Genomic DNA, 18842 nt, shown 5'->3' on the forward strand with positions numbered 1-18842 from the left:
GTCTGGGAGACTACTGCCAGAGCACCGCGAGGGCCACGTTGACAACGCCAAGGCCTGCGACGGCGCCGAGCACGCCCGCATTCACGCTGTCCTTCTTGCGGTTGATCAGCACGATGACAACCATCGCTATCAGTACCGCGAGCTTGACCGTGATCTTGAAGTTATTCACGGGCTCGTCAAGCATGTACTTCATTGCGACCAGCAGCAGGCCGGTGACGAACATGGTGCTCAGGCCGTGAATCACACCATTGGTGATGATCGCGCGACCGCGCTTCACTGCTGGCATCTGAGCCATAACACTTCCGAACACCGCAGCGAAGCCGACGATGTGCAAAACGACGAGTGTTCCCTTGACTATTTCCATGAAATCAATACTATCCGGCTCAGTGGAAGAAGTGCCGTTCCCCTGTGAAGTACATTGTGACGCCAGCTGCTACCGCAGCCTCGATTACCTCGGCATCGCGTACCGATCCACCGGGCTGCACGACGGCACGCACCCCCGCGTCGAGCAGCACCTGCAGGCCATCAGCGAAAGGGAAGAAGGCGTCTGATGCTGCGACCGCGCCCTGAGCGCGCTCCGCTGCGCGGCTCACCGCGAGCCTGCAGGAATCGACTCTATTCACCTGCCCCATGCCGACGCCGACCGAGGCGCCGTTCGCGGTCAGAATAATGCCGTTCGATTTCACCGCTCGACATGCGCGCCAGGCAAATTCAAGCTCGGCGAGCGTCTCGGGATCAGCAGCTTCGCCCGCCGCCAATTCCCATTCACTCGTCCCAGCGAATTCACGGTCTGCGTCCTGCAGCAAGAACCCGCCAGAGACCTGACGCAGCTCGACCGGGTTTGGTGCGAAGTCTGCGGGCAACACCAGCAAGCGCACATTCTTCTTCTGCGTCAGAATCGCGAGGGCCTCGGGTTCAAAGCCGGGCGCGACCACGACCTCCGTGAAAATCTCAGCGACGGTTTCTGCCATCTTCGCTGTGACAACGCGGTTCGCCGCGATGACTCCCCCGAACGCCGAGACCGGGTCGCAGGCGTGAGCCAACTCGTGTGCTGCGGCAATGGGATCGGAAGCTTGTTCGGGCGCGACGGCGATGCCGCAGGGGTTCGCGTGCTTGATGATCGCAACGGCGGGCCGCTCGTGGTCGAATGCAGCGCGCAACGCGGCATCGGCATCCACGTAGTTGTTGTACGACATTTCTTTGCCGTGCAGCTGGGTCGCCTGAGCTATACCGGCGCCCTCAGTCTCTGTAAAGAGCGCTGCACGCTGATGGCTGTTCTCGCCGTAGCGCAACACCTGTTCGCGCAGCCCAAACATCTCATAGCCCACGTAGCCGTCACTGTCGGCAAAGATGCTGTCGACTGAGGCATCCGCCTCTGCGTCAGCATCGACTTCCGATGCACCCCACTCGCCATCCTCTTGGTCAAGGAACCAATTCGCAACGGCGGCGTCATATTGCGCGGTATGCACGAACGCTTCGGTGGCGAGTGAACGCCGCAGGGCAAGTGACGTACCGCCCGATCGCACCGCTGAGATGACTTCTTCATACCGCGAGGGCGACACAACGATCGCCACGTTCGCGTGATTCTTTGCGGTCGCGCGCACCATCGCGGGACCCCCGATATCGACGTTCTCGATCACGTCAGCGGCGGGCTTGCCGGCGGCAACCGTCTGCTCGAAGGGATACAGGTTCACTACGACGAGCTCAAATCCCGCGTAGCCGAGCTGCTCGAGTTGCGCGCGATGATCCGCCAAACGCAGGTCTGCCAGAAGCCCGGCGTGCACGGCTGGGTGCAGCGTCTTGACGCGACCATCGAGAGCCTCAGCGAAGCCTGTCACCTCGGCGACATCCGTGACAACATACCCTGCGTCACGCACGGTCTGTGCGGTCGAACCGGTCGACACAATCTCGACGCCCGATTCGACGAGCGCAGTCGCGAGATCGAGCAAGCCCGATTTGTCACTTACTGAGATCAGGGCACGACGCACCGGAATAGTGTCTCGGTGCTCGTAGAGGCTGGGGTCGTGGCTCTGAACTGCCATAGGAGGCTCCTTCGTGACGCGGCGGATGTCGCTTCTCGGGTGGTCGACTGTCGGTGGGATGAATCAGGTGTGGATCGGCGCTAACCGCGCTCGCCGGGAAGCAGAAGAGTGCCCTCGGCTATCTCGCGCACGGCCTCGACAAGAAGGGGCCGCTCAATCTTCTTGATGCGCTCATGCAGATCCGCCTCGGCCTCGCCCGGAAGTATCTCTACTCGGGCCTGCCGGAGCACCGGGCCGGTGTCAACGCCCTCGTCAATAACGTGGACGGTAACTCCCGTCTCAGTTGCTCCAGCGGCGAGCGCGTCGCGCACGGCGTGTGCACCGGGGAAGAGCGGCAGGAGCGCCGGGTGAGTGTTGATCAGGCGGGGCGAGAAGAGCCGCACAAAGCCTGCCGGCAAAATGCGCATCAAGCCGGCGCTCACCACGAGGCAGGGATCAGGTCCCGTGCCCACTCCGTGCTCTTGCAGGGCCGCGGCGAGAACCTGCCCCCACTCCTCACGAGTGTCGTAGTCGCCAGGCCTCACGATAAATGTCGGCACGCCTGCGGCGCGCGCGTGAGCGAGGCCGGGCGCCTCGGTGTCGCTGCCGACAGCGACGATCCGGGCGGGAAAACCCGGCTCCGCAGCCGCGTCAAGCAGCGCTTTGAGATTACTGCCCCCACCCGATATGAGGACCGCGATTTTCAGCACCCCGTAAGTCTACCGGCAGTGGATCACCTCGGCTGCGAGCGCGAACGGTCGCTCGGACGCGAGATGCACCTCTTCCTGCATAGCCCAGGAATCCCAGTGCGGCAGGAACATGTTGCCATCGCGTGTGAGCGCGCGTGCTCGGCGTACCTCGGCGGGACACTCCAGCCAGATGCTGTGCACTGCCTCTCCTGCAGCCCATTCGCGAGCAGCCTGGAGGTTGTGCGCCGTCAGCGCTCCGCACCCTTCAATGATCAAGGGCCCGCGCCGGTCGAGCGAAACGCTCTCCGCCGGTTCCATCTTCTCCCAGTCGAATCGACGATATTGGCCCCTTCGCAGGGCGGCCGCGACGGCCAGGGAGCCCCGGGCAAGCCCGTTCCATCCCGGGTAAAGATCGTCAAGATGCAGAATCCCGCCTTGCGACGATACCCGCAGCGATTCGGCCAGCACAGTCTTACCGGAGCCTGAGCGGCCGTCAATGAGAAAAACGGCGGGCATAGACGCCCCAAGCCGAGCGAGCACGCGCAGTGCGGTCGTTCCTGACCTCATGAATTGATGAGCTCCCCCGCCTGCATGCGCAGTGTACGGTCGGCGATCGCGTCAGCTTCGGATTCATCGTGGGTGACGAGAATCGCAGTGGTCCTGGTTGCACGCAGGACCCGCGCGAGGTCTCCACCGAGGCGGTCTCGAAGCTCTCGGTCGAGTGCAGAGAGTGGCTCATCAAGCATGAGCATGCGCGGCCCCGGGGCGAGGGAGCGTGCGAGCGCGACGCGTTGTTGTTCGCCACCCGACAGCTCCGTGACTGGCCGCCCGCCGTATCCGGGGAGCCCGACTAATTCGAGTAACTCGGCAACCCGAGCAAGACGCTCAGCCCGCGGCACTCGCCGGGCGCTGAGGCCGTAGGCGACGTTCTTCGCCACCGACAGATGCGCGAAGAGCTGCGCATCTTGAAACATGAGCCCAAATCCTCGCTGGTGCGGTGGCACGCGAGCGAGGTCATGACCAGCCCAGAGCACCGATCCCCCGCTCAGCGACTGCAGGCCTGCTATGGCCCGCAACAGCGTCGATTTACCGCATCCGCTCGGACCAAGGAGCGCCACGACCTCTCCGCGATCCACAGAGAACGTGGCCCGCGTAACCGCCGCAGGCACCACAGCATCGTCCCGGACCGGCGCGCCGTAGCGCACGGTCACTTGGCGCACCTCAAGCCCCGTCTCGGGCACCGTTCCTACTGACATACTCACCATTCTCCTGCTACGTCACCGCGCCACCGTTCGGCGACCAGCATCACACCTGCGGTAAGCGCCCCGAGCACGACAGCCGAGGCCAGCGCCATGCCGTAGTTTTCGGCACCCTGCTGGCCGATGAGCTGAGCGCTAACGACCGGGAGCGTCTGGTCGCCCGGGCGAACCAGAAATGCGGTCGCCCCGAATTCGCCAAGCGATGTCGCGAACGCAAACCCGAGCGCGAGTCCCGCCGATCGCCCGAGCATCGCCAGATCGATTGTTGCCAGAATCCGAAGTGGTGAGGCACCGAGCGTGGCTGCAGCCTCGCGCAACCGGGGGTCGATCCCTCGGAGAACGGGGAGCAGTGTGCGCACCACGAGCGGGAGTGCGATGAGCGCCTGGGCAATTGGGATCAACACCACCGAGGTGCGCAGGTCAAAGCCAACGCCGAGCGGACGATGCATCGTGAGCAACAAACCAAAGCCGAGTGTCACCGCCGAGACGCCGAGCGGCAGCATAACGAAACCATCGAAGGTGCGGGTGGCTAAGCCCAGGTGCGGATTACTCGGTTGTCGCGAAGCCACGAGCGCAGTGAGCACCCCCAAGAACATCGCGATAGCCGTTGCGGCCATCGCGGTCTGTAGGGATAGCCAGATGGCATCAAGTACGCTGCCGTTGAGCCGTGACCCCTCTGGCGGCACCACCAGGTGGACATAATTCTCGAGACTCAGCGCACCGTCTGCGCCGCGCAGTGAGCGCCAGACAAGCGCGAGGATCGGCAACGCGTGCAGGCCTAGTGCGGTCACCGCGAACACCGCGATTGCGGGCACATGCGCGCGGGTGGGGCGCTGAGCACCGCGCGCGATATAGCGAAGGGCCACAGCTCGATCGCGGCTCTTGCGCAGCCGTGCCGAGAGCAGGAGCACCACGATGACGATCGCGAACTGCACGAGTGAGAGCACTGCCGCCGAGCGAAGATCGAGAAACTGAACGGTGAGGCGATAGATCTCGGTCTCGATATTAGAGAATTGTCGACCGCCCAGGATAAGCACGACCCCAAACGAGGTCGCGCAGAACAGGAACACGAGGGCTGCTGCGGAGGCGATCGCTGGGCCGAGATTGGGCAGGGTGATCGTGAGGAAAACCCGCACGGGCCCGGCGCCGAGCATGCGCGCCGCCTCCTCTGAGCGCGGGTCAAGCTGCGCCCAGAATCCGCCCACGGTGCGCAACACCACCGTGACGTTGAAAAACGCCAACGCAAGCACTATCGCGGTAAGGCTCTGATCGAGGCCCAACCAGTGAAGTGGCGCTCCGGGTCCAAGCAAGGCAGTGAATGCCACACCGACAACCACTGTGGGCAATACAAACGGCACGGTAGCCAAGCCGCGCAGAAGCGACTGCCCGCGAAACTGCAGTCGATACAGCACGAAGGCGGCTGGCAGGCCAAGGAGCACGGAGAGTGCGGTGCCGAGCACAGCCTGTGTGAGGGTCTGGCCAATGACCCGCCAGGTTCTCGGTTCAGCGAAAACCTGAGAAGGTGCCGAGGAACCGGGTGATCCACTATCAAACAGGCCGGTCGCCACGAGCGCGAGCACCGGCCAGACGAAAAAGAGGGCGAGGAAGCCGAGAGGTAGCGCTACCGCGATGGCCCAACCGAACCGGCCGAGCCAACGCGCGGTGACGGCGCTTCGCTCTGCTACCAGCCGGTCGCTTCGCTCCACGCCTTCAACCAGGCCTCGCGCCCGGCCCCAATTTCAGCCGGGGTCAGGTCGTAGGGCGTCTCCGGCATCGGCGCGAACCGCTGCCATTCGTCGGGCACATATGCTTCGACATCGACCGGGTACACGTACATGGTGTCAGCAATTGTGTCTTGGAACTCGCGTGACAGCAGGTAGTCGACCACTGCCCGGCCTCCCTCCGGGTTTGCGGCACCCGAGAGCACTCCAGCGTACTCAACCTGAGACGAGCAGGTGTCGAGTAGCGCTCGTGTCGTGGTGGCGTCCCCATCTTCAGTTACGGTCCAAGCGGGTGAAGAACTGTATGAAAGCACAATCGGGAAAGTGCCTTCGCCACCGCCCTGAGTGAATTGGCCGTTGTAGGCTTCGGTCCATCCTTGTTCAATGCGCACGTCATTCTCGGCAAGGCTCGCCCAGTAGTCGACGAATCCATCCTCACCGAACGCCGCGACGGTCCCGGTCAGAAAAGACGCTCCTGTCGATGACGAGGTCGGGTCGAGCAGCACCGTGAGTCCCGCGTATGCGGGGTCGGCGAGGTCGTCATACCCCGTGGGCTCAGCGAGACCCTGCTCGACGAACCAGGCGGGATCGATATTGATGCAGGTCGCTCCGAGCGTCACCGGGCTGAGTGATCCTTCGGTGTCATACACGAACTCCTCCGCACGTGGGGGCAGCGCTGGGGAACGATACGGTTCGACAACTCCGCCTTCAACAAGCCGGGACGCGAAGACATTGTCCACACCGAAGAACGCGTCGGCAATCGGCGCTCCCTGAGTCAGTATCAGCTTGTTGGTGAGCTCGCCGCCATCTCCCGCCGTGATGACTTCGACCTCGTAACCGGTGGCAGCGCTGGCTGCTGCAGCGAACTCCTCGTTAGGAAACGATTCGTGCACGACAAGGGTGACACTCCTCTCGGCATCAGCGGATCCGCTGTCACCCTCGGATCCGGCGCAGCCAGCAATCGCCAGTCCGAGTGCGGCCACAACCCCAAGACTCAATGGGCGAACCGCGACGCGACGTTTCACTGGAGGCGACTTCTTGCGCTCTCCGGAAACGTGGGGCTGTGAAGATGCAGACGTGTGCATATGATTCCTTCCTCCGCTGGTATTACCCAGATCAGGTTGAACGGTCAGAACTCGCGGAGTTCAGTCTCAGCCCGACGACGTCCGGGCTCCCGTGGATGTAGTTCTACTCTAGCCCTTTCGCATCCAGATTCGCCAACGCGAGGCGCTCACGCTCGGCGTGCTCGACTCAAGGTTCTTCGGTCCGTTCTCCCACGAGTACGCGCGCAGGATCGATTCTTCGTCGGTCTCTGTCGACACCTCCGTTTCAGTCGACACCTCGGTCTCAGCCGACACCTCGGTCTCGGCAGACACCTCCGACGGCGAAGTTCCGCCCTCCCCCGCCACGTCTCCTTCGGGAAGTGTCTCCGCCACGTTGTCGACGTGCGTCTCGGCCTCCGCCGCATGGCTGCGCAGACGCTCATCGATACGAGGGCCTGGGAAGTCTGGAATGGGCATCGTATCGAGTTCGGTAAGTGAATCCGTGGATGGAGACTGGGCTGCCGCACTCTCCTCGGATCGGGCAAACACCAAGGGAGTGACGGGCCGCGCATTCTGCGTCTCCGCTTGGCTCTCGCCCTCGCCGCGCCGAAGCACAGGGAGCGCCTCGGTCCAGCGAGAATGATCGACCCTGCGCACAAATACGCCGCAGAGCATTCCTACCCCAAGCTCGGCTGCGGCAAGACCCCCTGCAATCCATGGAGCAGGGCCTACCTCGGCGAGGCGACCCGGCCCGGCCGCCCCCGAAGCGAGCGCAGAAAGACCAGTGACTGCGAGCCCCGCGCACGCCGCAGCGAGCACCGGCACGAGTATTGCCCACAGGATCGGCTCGCTGCGGAGGTTTCGCCTCCCACCAGCGAGCCCTCCCACCATCACGCCCGCAAGCACGACGAGCGTCGGCGCCAAGGCCCCCGCACTTCCCCACCCCTGGGGAATCGCGCCGAGTAGTGGCAGCGACGGAAGCGGGCCCAGAAGGGTATCGAACGGCGTCACCGACGTGCCCGTGCCGATCGCGAATCCTGCGCCGGTGAGCCACGTCACAGACCACACCCAGGCGATCGGCAGCACGGCCAGCTGAAACAAGAAGACCAGCACAATTGCCAAGAGGTCAAGCTGAAGGCCCTGCCCGAGGGCCACGATCTGCACGTATCCGACTACGATCGCGGCCACAAGACCCAGTGCACCCAATCCCATGAGTGCTGCGAAGCCGGCAGCGGATAGCCGCGCCATCTCCCACGACCGCGAGGGCAGAGAGGCGGCGCCTAGGGGGCTGACGCGTTCGAACGCTCTCTGCACCTGTCGCACGGTGGATCGCCACCACTCGTGGCCGCTCGACACCGAGCGCGCCACGAAGCCCAACGCGGACCACACCCCAAACCACAGCGTTGGCACCATAATTGCCGCCCACATCGGAGCCGCCAGCACCGGGCTCGCAAGCCAAGCGACTGCGGCTCCCGCTATCGCATACCCCGCTGCACCACCGAGCGGGGCCGCCACACCGACGCCTCCGCGCTGACCAAAACGCCATCCAGATCGAAAAGCGAGGGTGGCGGTGAGAAACGTCAGCGTCAAGGGCGCGAGCGAGATCACGAAGTTCAGCGACTGCGGCTCGAGCCCGAAGGATAATGCTGATTCTGGCGTGAGTGAGAATGTCAGCGGGATAAGGTGCGCCAGCATCCACACGCCAGCAACACCGAACCCAACCTGACTCGGTTCACCGCTCAGGTCAAAGGTGAGCCACCAGAGGAGAACGCCGGGAATGGCGATCACTACGAAGACCTCAAGCGCAATGGCTCCGGCCTCGATCGCGGCGATCACCGCCGTTAATGTTGCTCTCATTGTCTCAAGGCTACCGATCGGCATCGATAACCGTCAGCGCACACGCACAGGCGGCGGGCACCAAGGGTGCCCGCCGCCTTAATTCGCTCGCTACAACTACAGCGCGGCGTATACCTCACGCAGCAATCGCGCGGTCTCGCTCGGCGTCTTGCCAACCTTCACGCCAGCAGCCTCAAGCGCTTCCTTCTTGGCCTGAGCCGTGCCAGCAGATCCCGACACGATCGCGCCCGCGTGGCCCATTGTCTTGCCCTCGGGTGCGGTGAAGCCAGCGACGTAACCAACAACCGGCTTCGTGACGTTGGCCTTGATGTACTCGGCCGCCCGTTCCTCAGCGTCGCCGCCGATCTCGCCGATCATTACGATCGCGAGCGTCTCGGGGTCAGCCTCAAAAGCTGCGAGTGCGTCGATGTGCGTGGTACCAATAATCGGGTCGCCGCCGATGCCGATCGCGGTGGAGAATCCCAGGTCACGCAGCTCGAACATCATCTGGTAGGTCAGCGTGCCCGACTTCGACACGAGACCGATCGGGCCCTTGCCGGCGATTGTCGCGGGAGTAATACCGGCAAGCGATTCTCCCGGCGTGATGATCCCGGGGCAATTCGGTCCGATGATTCGGGTCTGGTTACCGGTTGCTTGAGCGTGGGCCCACAACTCCGCAGAGTCTTTCACCGGCACGCCTTCGGTGATGATCACCAGAAGTCCGATACCCGCGTCGATAGCCTCAACCGCTGCGTCCTTCGTAAATGCCGGCGGCACAAAGGCAATCGATGTGTCTGCGCCAGTGGCGGCCATCGCCTCGGCCACGGTGCCAAACACCGGAAGCTCAAGGGCATTTCCGGATGCATCGATGTGAGAGACCGTGGTGCCCGCCTTGCGCGCATTGACTCCCCCAACGATCTGGGTGCCTGCGGCGAGCATCCGGGCGGTGTGCTTCGTGCCTTCCCCGCCGGTGATGCCCTGCACGATGACCTTGGAATCCTTGTTCAGGAAGATCGACATATCTCTACTCTCTCGTCAGTCTCGTGGGTGATCAGGCGTTCGCCAGTTCGGCGGCTTTGTCGGCGCCCTCGTCCATCGTTGCGGCGAGCGTCACCAGTGGGTGTGCCGCCTCAGCAAGGATGCGACGGCCTTCCTCGACGTTGTTTCCGTCGAGCCGCACGACGAGCGGCTTGTTCGCCGCGTCACCGAGCTTCTCGAGTGCGCCCACAATGCCATTTGCGACGGCGTCACACGCGGTGATGCCTCCGAACACGTTGACAAACACCGACTTCACCTGTGGGTCTCCCAGGATCACGTCAAGCCCGGCGGCCATCACCTCGGCAGACGCCCCGCCCCCGATGTCGAGGAAGTTCGCTGGCTTCACTCCGCCGTGGTTCTCCCCCGCATAGGCGACGACGTCGAGCGTCGACATGACAAGTCCGGCACCGTTTCCGATAACGCCAACCTCGCCATCGAGTTTCACGTAGTTGAGATCCTGCTCCTTGGCTTTTGCCTCGAGCGGGTCTTCCGCTGCTTTATCGGTAAGTTCTTCGTGGCCGGGCTGGCGGAACGCAGCATTCTCGTCGAGTGAGATCTTGCCATCAAGCGCGACGATCTCGCCCGCACCGGTGAGCACGAGAGGATTGACCTCGACCAGCGTCGCGTCTTCGCTCCTGTACACCTCGTAGAGCTTCTGGAAGACCGGCACCACCTGAGCCACGAGCTCTTCCGGGAATTTCGCTGCACGCGCGATCTCTTCGGCCTTCGCCGCGTCAATTCCGACAATGGGATCGACCTCAATACGAGCGAGAGCCTCGGGCTTCTCCACCGCGAGCTGCTCAATCTCCATACCGCCCTCGACAGAGCACAGTGAAAGGTACGAGCGATTCGCCCGATCGAGCAGTACCGAGAAATAGAACTCCTGCGCAATATCGGCGCCAGCGGCCACCATCACGCGCTTCACGACATGGCCCTTGATGTCGAGGCCAAGGATCGCCTTCGCAGCGGCGAACGCCTCATCAGGAGTCTTCGCGACCTTGACCCCGCCAGCCTTTCCGCGGCCACCGGTTTTCACCTGGGCTTTCACCACGACCACGCCACCGATCTTCTCGGCCGCAGCGCGCACCTCCTCCGGGGTATCAGCGACGATACCGGCAAGCACCGGCACCCCGTGTTTCTCGAACAGATCGCGTGCCTGGTACTCGTAGAGATCCACGTGCATTCCTTAGAGTGTTGGGAGTGGTTTGGCGTGAGTGAAAAGTCTCGATATCGAGATAGTTCGACCGTTTTACAGCCTATCACCCACTGCGCCGCAACCGGGCTGGCCTAGGTATCGCCTGGCTCGCGCTGACCCTTGGCGGCATACATCCGGACGTCCGCCCGCGACATCAGTTCGTCCAGCGTGTCGTCGCTGCGCAGCTGGGTAACTCCCCAGCTCCAGGAGTACGGGGCGCCCTGAGCAATCTCACAAAGCCGCGTATTTGCAGTGTCTCGATCCGCGTGGATCAGCAGCAAGAACTCGTCTCCTCCCGTTCGGGCAACCAAGTCTTTCTTACCCAAGCCCTGCGTCCATATGTTCGCGGTAGTGCGCAGCGCCCGATCTCCCGCCGCGTGACCACCGGCATCATTGACCGCTTTGAAATCGTCGAAATCGACTACCACGACAGTCAGCGGCTCACCGGTGCGTTTCGCGTCGGCAATCGCCCTCGCCGCGTGCCCTGCGAGGCCCCGACGGTTGAGCACCCCGGTTAGTGGATCATAGTTCGCACGGGCAAGAGCTCGCCTACGCAGGTACGATCCCGCTTCGAGACAGAAGACGGATATCAACACCGCGTAGGCGAAGGCGATCTCCGAGGAATACCCGCTGGAGGTGGGTTCGACTCGCCCGAGCATCGCCAACAAAATGACGAGCACGTTGAACATCAGTGCCAACCTCGCGATGGCCGGTCGGTAGAACCAGCCCACGTAGAGCGCAATCATGGTGAGTTCGAAAAGAGGACTCAGCTCCGTGTGCGCATGAGTGGTCTGAAAGACAAAATAGGCGGACCACACGGCGAGCGCACCGACTACCGCGATCCCCGCCCATCGCGGGTAGCGATGCCCCGCCCAAACCGGGATCACACTCAGCAGCGCGAAACCCACGAGACAACTCAAAATTGTCACGCGGTCATAGTGCAGGTGCCCGACAGCGACATCGGTGAGCAGAGTGAGCGAAAGGGCGGCTGTGAGGAGGGCACTGACCGCTGAAAAATCTGACTGCCGACGCGCCACTCGCACACCGAGGTCACCCACCCGTTGCAGCAGCACCACGATCAGGCTGGCGTCTTCGCTACGGTTCACTGTCGCGCTCTTTTCGCCGCGTAGAGTTTCTCGTCCGCCCGATCGAACATTGTTTCAGTGGTATCGCCGCTTCGGGCTTGGCTGACTCCCCACGACCAGGCGTGAGGTGAGTGCTCGCGCAGTCGCTTCATCGTGCGATGAGCACCCCTTGCATCCGTGCGATCGAAGAGAATTGCAAATTCATCTCCTCCCGTGCGACCCACCACGTCTCGAGACCTGAGCCCCTCTTTCCAATGCTGCACCGTGTCGACGAGCGCCCGATCGCCAGCCGCGTGCCCGCTGCGATCGTTGAGCAGTTTGAAATCATCAAAATCAATGACCACGAGGCTAAGCGGGGTGTTGATACGTAACGACCGTGCGGTCTCCTCCTCGAGTTTCCTCATGAATCCCGCTCGATTCAGCACTCCAGTGAGCACATCAGTCGTGGTCTCATGCTCGGTTCTGCGCCACAGCGCCTGGCCGACTTCAAAGCAAAAATACGTGGCAATGATTGACTGGATCGCCACGGCGACTCCGAGCTCTCCCTGCACGTGAAAGACCGGGTTGAGGATCATCATGAGCGCGATGAACGCCAGACTCATGAGCAGGATTCCCCGATTGAGGGGACGCCTCACAAACCACGCGAGGTAGAGGGCCAAGATGGGCAACTCCTGCATGCTCGAAACTGCAGACTGCTCGTTTCCAAGCGGACTGATGAAATACGCACTGGCGAGCGCGAGCACTGCGACGCAACACAGTCCGAGCCAGTGGGGAAACGCTCGCCCCAGCACAATTGCTGACACGCTGAGTGTCACAGCGGCGATCATGAGCAGCGCGAGCACAACGAGATTTAGGTCTGCGCGGTGAAGGACCAGATCCACGACGAGCGTGCCGGTAAGGAGAGCACCTGCTGAGATGAGGAAAAAGGAGTGCGCGTCCTGTCGACGTCGGGAAAGGATGCCAGGCGTATACTCACCTGGTCCCGAATCGCTCTGGGGAGCTGCGGCATTCTTCAGCACGTATCTGATTACACCGTTCTTGTTTCAGACCCACCCGGGCGCGATTTCCGCGCTGAGCTCACCATCACGGGCACTCTCTCGCAGACTCCAGTCTCCGATCCCGAGCAAGCGCAGCCTAACACGCGACAACACGGCTCTCACAAATGTGTGTTAGAAATCCATGGATACAGGCTTTGGGAGACTCATAGCTTCTCGATCGGAGCCAGTTTGATTAGCAGCTTCCGCATGCCGACCGACACAAACTCGGCATGAGCGACACGTTTCGACCCCTCGCCGGTTACCGCCGTCACGCGACCCTCCCCGTATTCCTCGTGGCGGATCAGGTCACCGGCCTCCAACTTAAGATCGCCGTTATCGCGAACACCGAGACCAATCAGATTGGGAAAGCCCGCTCCGGATTGCTGTGATTCCTTGGCCAAACGCTTGCGCTCGCGCCATTTGTCCAGCGCCGACTGCATATTTCCACTCGCTGGCTCTGACACGGCCGCTGAACCGGACAGGCCTCGGGAATTTCCGGATCCACCGGCAAATGAGACTTGGGAATCGGTCCCGCGACCGCCGCCCGACCTCGCGCCTCGCCCGCCTGCCGCCGAACCACGGGGGGCGTTGAGTGCCCGAGACTCGGTGCCGGCCCGCCCCGTGACCTCGCCTGGCGACTGGCGCCACTCAATAAGTCCGTCGGGAATCTCTTGCAGGAAGCGTGAAGGCATCGCCACCGCAATGTCACCGTAGGTGGCACGCGTGCTCGCCAGGGTAATGTACAGCAGCCTCCGGGCTCGCGTAATTCCGACGTACATGAGGCGCCGCTCCTCACTGATGCCGCCCACCTCATCGACAGACATTTGGTGAGGCAACAGGCCCTCTTCCACTCCGGTGATGAAGACGGCAGGGTATTCGAGACCCTTCGCAGTGTGCAGCGTCATGAGTGATACCGTGCCACTGGCATCGTCAAGGTCGTCTGCTGCGGCGACGAGGCTGACCTGAGTCAGGAATTCGAGAAGTCCCGCGCCCGGATTCTTAATGTCGAATTCGCGGGCAACCGCGACGAGCTCCTCCAGGTTCTCAGCACGTGCCTCATCTTGCGGATCGCGCTTCTCCCGGAGCTTTTCGATCATCTGCGTCTCATCAAGCACCAGCTTCAACACATCCGCCACCGGCGCGGGCTGCTTCGGCGAGGCTGTGTCTTCAGTCGCGCCTCCACCGGCTGCCATGCGGGCGGCTCGAAGCAGGAGATCGCCAAGCGCAAGGATCGAGCCACGAACTTTCGGCCCGAACCCCAGATCGCCTGCGCGCAACATGGCATCGTGAAAAGAGATGCCCTCTGCCTCTTGAAAGTTTGCGAGTTGCGCTTCGGCCATCGGCCCGATGCCGCGTTTCGGGGCAGCGATGAGCCGCGACCAAGAGATCGGATCGTACGGGTTCGCAAGGCTCGTGAGATACGCCATTGCGTCTTTAATCTCTGCGCGGTCGTAGAACTTTGTGCCGCCGAGCACCCGATAGGGCACGGCGGATCTGATGAGCAGCTCTTCCAACGCTCGGGTCTGCGAGTTGGTGCGGTAGAACACGGCAATGTCTCCATATGCCATGCCCGAGCGATGGAGGTCTTCTATTTCCTCCGCCACGAATCGCGCCTCGTCATGCTGCGAATACCCGGTGAAGCCGACGATCTTCTCGCCGTCCCCCTCCGCGGTCCAGAGGTTTTTCTCCTGGCGATCGAAGTTGTTTCCGATCACCGCGTTCGCTGCGCTCAAAATGTTTTGCGTCGAGCGGTAATTCTGTTCGAGCTTGACCACCTCGGCCCCGGAAAAGTCGCGCTCGAACTCCACGATGTTGCGAATGTCTGCACCGCGGAACGCATAGATTGACTGGTCGCTGTCTCCAACGACCGTGAGGCTCGCTCCGGGAATGCTGCCAGCCGCGTCCAGTTCCGAGTCGCGTACGGGGGGCTGCAGGCGCTCCGCCAGTGCACTGTCGACCGGCAGCGTCAACTCCCGAATCAATGAGTACTGTGCGTGATTCGTGTCTTGGTACTCGTCGACCAGGAGGTGACGGAACCTGCGCTGGTACACCGCGGCGACCTCAGGGTGAGAACGGAAAAGGTGAACCGTTTGACCAATGAGGTCGTCGAAGTCGAACGCGTGAGCCTTGCGCAGCGCCTGTTCGTACCCCCGGAAGATCTCCACAAAGAGTCGCTCGCGGGGATCGCTCGCGCTCGCCGTCGCGGCGTAGGAGTCGGCGTCGGCGAGCTCGTTCTTCAACTTCGAGATCTTCGCACCGGTGTTCGCCGGAGTGAAGCCGTAAGTGTCAGCTTCAAGGTCTTTAATCAGGCGCTTGAGTAGCGCCCTCGAATCGGCGGAGTCGTAGATCGTGAAACCTGACCCGTACCCGAATTTCTCCGCCTCACGACGCAGAATGCGCACGCACGCTGAGTGGAACGTTGAGATCCACATTCCTTCCGCAGCGTCACCCAACAGGTCTTGGACTCGCTCACGCATCTCGGCCGCCGCCTTATTCGTGAAGGTGATCGCGAGAATCTGGCTCGGCCATGCCTCCTTGTTGCGAATCAGCTGCGCGATTCGATGCGTGAGCACGCGAGTCTTGCCACTACCTGCACCGGCAACAATCAACAGTGCGTGCCCCCGGGCCTCGACCGCCCGTCTCTGCTGCGGGTTGAGACCCGCGACCAATGGGTCTTCACCACCGGCCGCGGTGCCGGCACGGGCATCGCCGAGCCTGTCAAGGTTCGTTCCGTCAGGGGCAATCAATTCGAAGTCGCTCATCGTGGCTCAAGTCTAGAAGCCGCCGCCGACACGAACCTTCACGAGTCCGAGAGAATGGTGGGATGCCACCACCTCAACGCCCGTCAGTTCTCGTATTCGCCACCGGCGGCACGATCGGAATGCACGACGTAGGTCGGGGACTCACACCCGACCCGAGCTTTTCCGAGGCGTTGGAAACGCTCGTCGCTGGGATCTGTGCCAGGGCCGGTGTTGAGTTTCGAATCAACCACCTCACCCCACCGATCGACAGCGCGAACGCCGATGCGGAAACAGGGCCTCGAATCGCCCGAGCCGTCCGCGCGCGCATCAACACCCACCGTCCTCGCGGTGTGGTTATTACGCATGGCACCGACACCCTCGCGTACACGGGCGCGCGACTCGCTTTCGAACTCGCGAGCCTGGGCGCACCTGTTGTACTCACTGGCAGCCAGCTGCCGCACGGAGTTCCTGGCAGCGATGCCCCCGCAAACCTCGCGCTCGCCATTTCGGCTGCGGTGCGAGCGGCGCCCACAGCGCCGGCATCGATCGCCTTCGGAGGCTCCTTGGTTCCAGCGGTGCGCGCCACTAAGTATCAAACAGACGGTCGTGAGGCATTCCGCGCAGAGCGCGCGCTGGGGCCTGGTGCCACCGGCATTCCGCGCCTCGATTCTGGGCAGGACCACTCCCCCACTGAATCGGCACGCGTGGTGAGTTTTCGATTCGTGCCCGGGGTCACTCCTGACGACCTGCGCGCCGTAGCGGGTGCGCGACCTGACGGCCTGGTACTGGAGTGCTACGGCACCGGCAACGCGCCGATATCGCGACCGGGCATGGCGGAGGCATTGCGCGAGGTGTCGACGCACATTCCCGTCGTCGCCATCACCCAGTGTGCGATCGGCAGCATTGATCTTGAGCGGTATGCAGTCGGTCGTCAGATGGCGGCGACCGGGGTGATCGACGGCGGTGACATGACGCTCGAAGCTGCGCTCGCCAAACTTGCGTTCGCAGTGGATCGCGGTGCCTCTGGCACCGCCCTGCGCTCCCTCATGGAAGCGAATCTTGTCGGCGAGCGGAGCCGTTAAGTGAAGATCCCTTGCGCCAGGTCGGGATGATCGACGAAGATGCCGTCGACCCCCGTGGCGATCACCTGACGCCATTCCGTGCGCCAATTCCCGAACGCGCCTTTCCCGCCCGCGCCGGTATGAGCCGGATTGAGGAAGGCATTTTCCGGGCGCAGTGTCCAGCTGTACACCAGGAGCCCACGCTCGTGGGCGCGCTGCACCAGGTTCGGTGCGCGGGTCTTCCGGCCACGGGCGTCAACGGTCAGTAGATCCGCTTTTGCCACACTTATGCCGTCCACCCGTCCCACGAGCGAATCGAGTCCTTCGTCGCTGCGATACCAGGGCCAACTGTGCGCGCTGCTTCCCAGCACCCCTTCATCTGCCGGGGTGCCAATGGACTCAGTGAGGAACACCAGCTGGGCCTGAACCCCGGCCGCCCGCAACCGGTCGAGCACTCCGAGCTCGAAACTCTCGATGATCAACTGATCTTCACGATCGGCCCATCCGGCAGCCACAAGCTCAGCGACGAGAAGCTCACCCAGGTCGTGACCAATTCCTAGGAAATAGTGGGCGTGCTTGATCTCCACCACGACCGAGGTTTTGATGCCACGCGCACGCTCATCTTCGCCGACCAGATCGAGCACTTCAGTCAGCCGCAGAATGGGCTCGATCCCATCGAATCGCGTGTTGTCGGAGCGCAGCCGCGGCAAGCGTTCCCTGCAGCGCAGCGTCTGCAGCTCTGCCCAGGTGAAATCTTCGGTGAACCAGCCGGTCAGCCGCACTCCGTCCACGATCTTTGTAGCTCGGCGGTCTGCGAATTCTGCGCGCGAGGCCACGTCGGTGGTGCCCGAGATTTCGTTTTCGTGACGCACGACGAGCACTCCATCTTTGCTCGCCACAATGTCGGGCTCAACAGCATCGACACCCTGCGCGAATGCAAGTCGGTAGGCCGAGGGGCTGTGCTCAGGCCGGTACCCGGAAGCACCCCGATGACCAATGATGAGCGGCCTTCGGGCCGCTGCCCGGTCTGCGGGACGAAATGCGTCGTGAGGCATAAGGGAACTGTAGCGCCCAGACGAGTTACCCAGCACCTTCAGCACACGTCAAGTAGGCAGCACGCCCACAGCGAACGAGCATCTTGCCACGGCAGAATCACAGCCCGCAAAAAGGGGTGCCCAGATAGAGTTGAATCACCCAGTCCGCCCCGCAAAGGAGCCCGACGAATGAGTAACCCCGCACTATCCAACAACCCGGCACTCAATGGCAAAACTCTCAGCGCCGACGAGTTGCGCCGCATCTACGACCAGCCAGCTGCTTCTCTGCAACGACCGGGCGTAGATCAGCCGGCAAGCCCCCCTGCCGCTGGCGGCGCGCAGCTGCCTCCCGCGGTGGGCAGCGACAACCCGATGACCTACGAGAACACGATCTCGAAGACGGTGATGCTCTTCGTCGTGGTGCTCGCCACCGCGGCAGTGGGATGGTTCGTTCCCATTCTCATGATTCCGGGCGCGATAGTCGGGCTCGTACTCGGCCTCGTCAATGCCTTTAAGAAAGAGCCGAACGTCGCGCTCATCGTCGGTTACGCGGCCGCACAGGGCCTGTTCCTGGGTGGCATCTCCGGCATCTTCGAAGCCCAGTGGGCAGGTATCGTCACGCAGGCCGTCATCGGCACCTTTTCGGTCTTCGGCGTCACCCTCCTGCTCTTCCGCAGCGGCAAGGTGCGCACAAGCCCCAAGATGACGAAGATCTTCCTCGTCGCCATGGTCGGCTACCTAGTCTTCTCGCTCATCAACGTTGGCATGATGGTGTTCGGCGCCACTGATGACCCGTGGGGTATGCGTGGTGCAACTATCTTCGGCATCCCGCTGGGCCTACTCATCGGCGGCTTGGCCGTGCTGCTTGCTGCATACTCTCTCGTGATGGATTTCGAGCTGATCCAGAACGGCGTGCGTAATCGGGTGCCCGAGCGCTACGGCTGGTCAGCCGCTTTCGGCCTCACCGTCACGTTGATCTGGCTCTACCTCGAGATCCTTCGTATCCTCGCCATCCTGCGCGGCGACTAGTCTTCCGAGTGGATCAAGGGTGAGGGGCGAGCGCCAAGGGCGCTCGCCCCTCA

16 protein-coding genes and 1 riboswitch are annotated in these 18842 nt (G+C 62.7%); of the genes, 2 read left to right on the forward strand and 14 right to left on the reverse strand.

The genetic code is table 11. The features are described 5' to 3' along the window. Nucleotides 1–10: 10 nt before the first annotated feature. From ACTNFJ_RS07100 to ACTNFJ_RS07160, 13 genes are all read right to left on the reverse strand, one after another. The gene (locus tag ACTNFJ_RS07100; protein WP_435905703.1) at nt 11–364 is read right to left on the reverse strand and encodes a hypothetical protein; all 354 of its coding nucleotides are present in this window, start codon (nt 362–364) and stop codon (nt 11–13) included. Nucleotides 365–383: 19 nt separating this feature from the next. Further along, nucleotides 384–2042 carry a bifunctional phosphoribosylaminoimidazolecarboxamide formyltransferase/IMP cyclohydrolase gene (gene purH, locus ACTNFJ_RS07105; RefSeq protein WP_435905704.1) on the reverse strand — a complete coding sequence of 553 codons (1659 nt, stop codon included), beginning with the start codon at nt 2040–2042 and terminating at the stop codon, nt 384–386. An 80-nt stretch (nt 2043–2122) separates the two neighbouring features. Then, nucleotides 2123–2731 (reverse strand): phosphoribosylglycinamide formyltransferase, encoded by a 609-nt coding sequence (gene purN / locus ACTNFJ_RS07110; protein WP_435905705.1) that lies wholly within the window; start codon nt 2729–2731, stop codon nt 2123–2125. A 9-nt stretch (nt 2732–2740) separates the two neighbouring features. Continuing rightward, nucleotides 2741–3277, reverse strand: coding sequence for a nucleoside/nucleotide kinase family protein (locus ACTNFJ_RS07115; protein WP_435905706.1), 537 nt, complete (start codon nt 3275–3277; stop codon nt 2741–2743). Further along, nucleotides 3274–3966, reverse strand: a complete 693-nt coding sequence (locus tag ACTNFJ_RS07120) for an ABC transporter ATP-binding protein (RefSeq protein WP_435905707.1) — start codon at nt 3964–3966, stop codon at nt 3274–3276. Before ACTNFJ_RS07120 ends, ACTNFJ_RS07115 begins: the two co-directional genes overlap by 4 nt. A 2-nt stretch (nt 3967–3968) precedes the next feature. Continuing rightward, nucleotides 3969–5675, reverse strand: a complete 1707-nt coding sequence (locus ACTNFJ_RS07125; protein WP_435905708.1) for an ABC transporter permease — start codon at nt 5673–5675, stop codon at nt 3969–3971. Then, entirely contained in the window at nt 5651–6775 is a 1125-nt protein-coding gene (locus tag ACTNFJ_RS07130; RefSeq protein WP_435905709.1) for a thiamine ABC transporter substrate-binding protein, read from the reverse strand. Before ACTNFJ_RS07130 ends, ACTNFJ_RS07125 begins: the two co-directional genes overlap by 25 nt. Further along, nucleotides 6767–6878: riboswitch (TPP riboswitch) on the reverse strand. It overlaps the preceding gene by 9 nt. Before the next feature lie 5 nt (nt 6879–6883). Then, complete coding sequence (locus tag ACTNFJ_RS07135) at nt 6884–8590, reverse strand: cell division protein PerM (RefSeq protein ID WP_435905710.1); 1707 nt, start codon at nt 8588–8590, stop codon at nt 6884–6886. Nucleotides 8591–8686: 96 nt separating this feature from the next. Next, nucleotides 8687–9589, reverse strand: a complete 903-nt coding sequence (sucD, locus tag ACTNFJ_RS07140) for a succinate--CoA ligase subunit alpha (protein ID WP_435905711.1) — start codon at nt 9587–9589, stop codon at nt 8687–8689. Nucleotides 9590–9620: 31 nt separating this feature from the next. Then, nucleotides 9621–10784 carry an ADP-forming succinate--CoA ligase subunit beta gene (gene sucC / locus ACTNFJ_RS07145; RefSeq protein WP_435905712.1) on the reverse strand — a complete coding sequence of 388 codons (1164 nt, stop codon included), beginning with the start codon at nt 10782–10784 and terminating at the stop codon, nt 9621–9623. Nucleotides 10785–10894: 110 nt separating this feature from the next. Beyond that, nucleotides 10895–11908: a GGDEF domain-containing protein gene (locus ACTNFJ_RS07150; RefSeq protein WP_435905713.1), complete on the reverse strand. Its 1014-nt coding sequence runs from the start codon at nt 11906–11908 to the stop codon at nt 10895–10897. After that, complete coding sequence (locus ACTNFJ_RS07155) at nt 11905–12906, reverse strand: GGDEF domain-containing protein (protein WP_435905714.1); 1002 nt, start codon at nt 12904–12906, stop codon at nt 11905–11907. Before ACTNFJ_RS07155 ends, ACTNFJ_RS07150 begins: the two co-directional genes overlap by 4 nt. A gap of 182 nt (nt 12907–13088) precedes the next feature. After that, a complete protein-coding gene (locus ACTNFJ_RS07160; protein ID WP_435905715.1) occupies nt 13089–15686 on the reverse strand; it encodes an ATP-dependent helicase in 2598 nt (865 codons plus the stop codon). Between the two features lie 62 nt (nt 15687–15748). Here ACTNFJ_RS07160 and ACTNFJ_RS07165 point away from each other — a divergent pair, with 62 nt between their 5' ends. Continuing rightward, nucleotides 15749–16747 (forward strand): asparaginase, encoded by a 999-nt coding sequence (locus tag ACTNFJ_RS07165; protein WP_435905716.1) that lies wholly within the window; start codon nt 15749–15751, stop codon nt 16745–16747. Here ACTNFJ_RS07165 and ACTNFJ_RS07170 read toward each other — a convergent pair. After that, on the reverse strand, nt 16744–17781 hold the full coding sequence (locus ACTNFJ_RS07170) for a glycerophosphodiester phosphodiesterase family protein (RefSeq protein ID WP_435905717.1): 1038 nt from the start codon (nt 17779–17781) through the stop codon (nt 16744–16746). The genes ACTNFJ_RS07165 and ACTNFJ_RS07170 overlap by 4 nt on opposite strands. A 168-nt stretch (nt 17782–17949) precedes the next feature. Between ACTNFJ_RS07170 and ACTNFJ_RS07175 the strand changes: the two genes are divergently transcribed. After that, on the forward strand, nt 17950–18789 hold the full coding sequence (locus ACTNFJ_RS07175; RefSeq protein ID WP_435905718.1) for a Bax inhibitor-1/YccA family protein: 840 nt from the start codon (nt 17950–17952) through the stop codon (nt 18787–18789). Nucleotides 18790–18842: the final 53 nt, after the last annotated feature.

This window comes from Leucobacter shiyiweii (assembly GCF_052446065.1).
Taxonomy (GTDB): domain Bacteria; phylum Actinomycetota; class Actinomycetes; order Actinomycetales; family Microbacteriaceae; genus Leucobacter.

Excerpts from the sequence above, each read along its gene's own strand:
- ACTNFJ_RS07135 (WP_435905710.1), bottom strand. The coding sequence starts at position 8,590 with ATGAGAGCAACATTAACGGCGGTGATCGCCGCGATCGAGGCCGGAGCC.
- ACTNFJ_RS07170 (WP_435905717.1), bottom strand. The coding sequence starts at position 17,781 with ATGCCTCACGACGCATTTCGTCCCGCAGACCGGGCAGCGGCCCGAAGG.
- ACTNFJ_RS07115 (WP_435905706.1), bottom strand. The coding sequence starts at position 3,277 with ATGAGGTCAGGAACGACCGCACTGCGCGTGCTCGCTCGGCTTGGGGCG.
- ACTNFJ_RS07160 (WP_435905715.1), bottom strand. The coding sequence starts at position 15,686 with ATGAGCGACTTCGAATTGATTGCCCCTGACGGAACGAACCTTGACAGG.
- ACTNFJ_RS07100 (WP_435905703.1), bottom strand. The coding sequence starts at position 364 with ATGGAAATAGTCAAGGGAACACTCGTCGTTTTGCACATCGTCGGCTTC.
- ACTNFJ_RS07120 (WP_435905707.1), bottom strand. The coding sequence starts at position 3,966 with ATGTCAGTAGGAACGGTGCCCGAGACGGGGCTTGAGGTGCGCCAAGTG.
- ACTNFJ_RS07130 (WP_435905709.1), bottom strand. The coding sequence starts at position 6,775 with ATGCACACGTCTGCATCTTCACAGCCCCACGTTTCCGGAGAGCGCAAG.
- ACTNFJ_RS07165 (WP_435905716.1), top strand. The coding sequence starts at position 15,749 with ATGCCACCACCTCAACGCCCGTCAGTTCTCGTATTCGCCACCGGCGGC.
- ACTNFJ_RS07175 (WP_435905718.1), top strand. The coding sequence starts at position 17,950 with ATGAGTAACCCCGCACTATCCAACAACCCGGCACTCAATGGCAAAACT.
- sucD (WP_435905711.1), bottom strand. The coding sequence starts at position 9,589 with ATGTCGATCTTCCTGAACAAGGATTCCAAGGTCATCGTGCAGGGCATC.
- purH (WP_435905704.1), bottom strand. The coding sequence starts at position 2,042 with ATGGCAGTTCAGAGCCACGACCCCAGCCTCTACGAGCACCGAGACACT.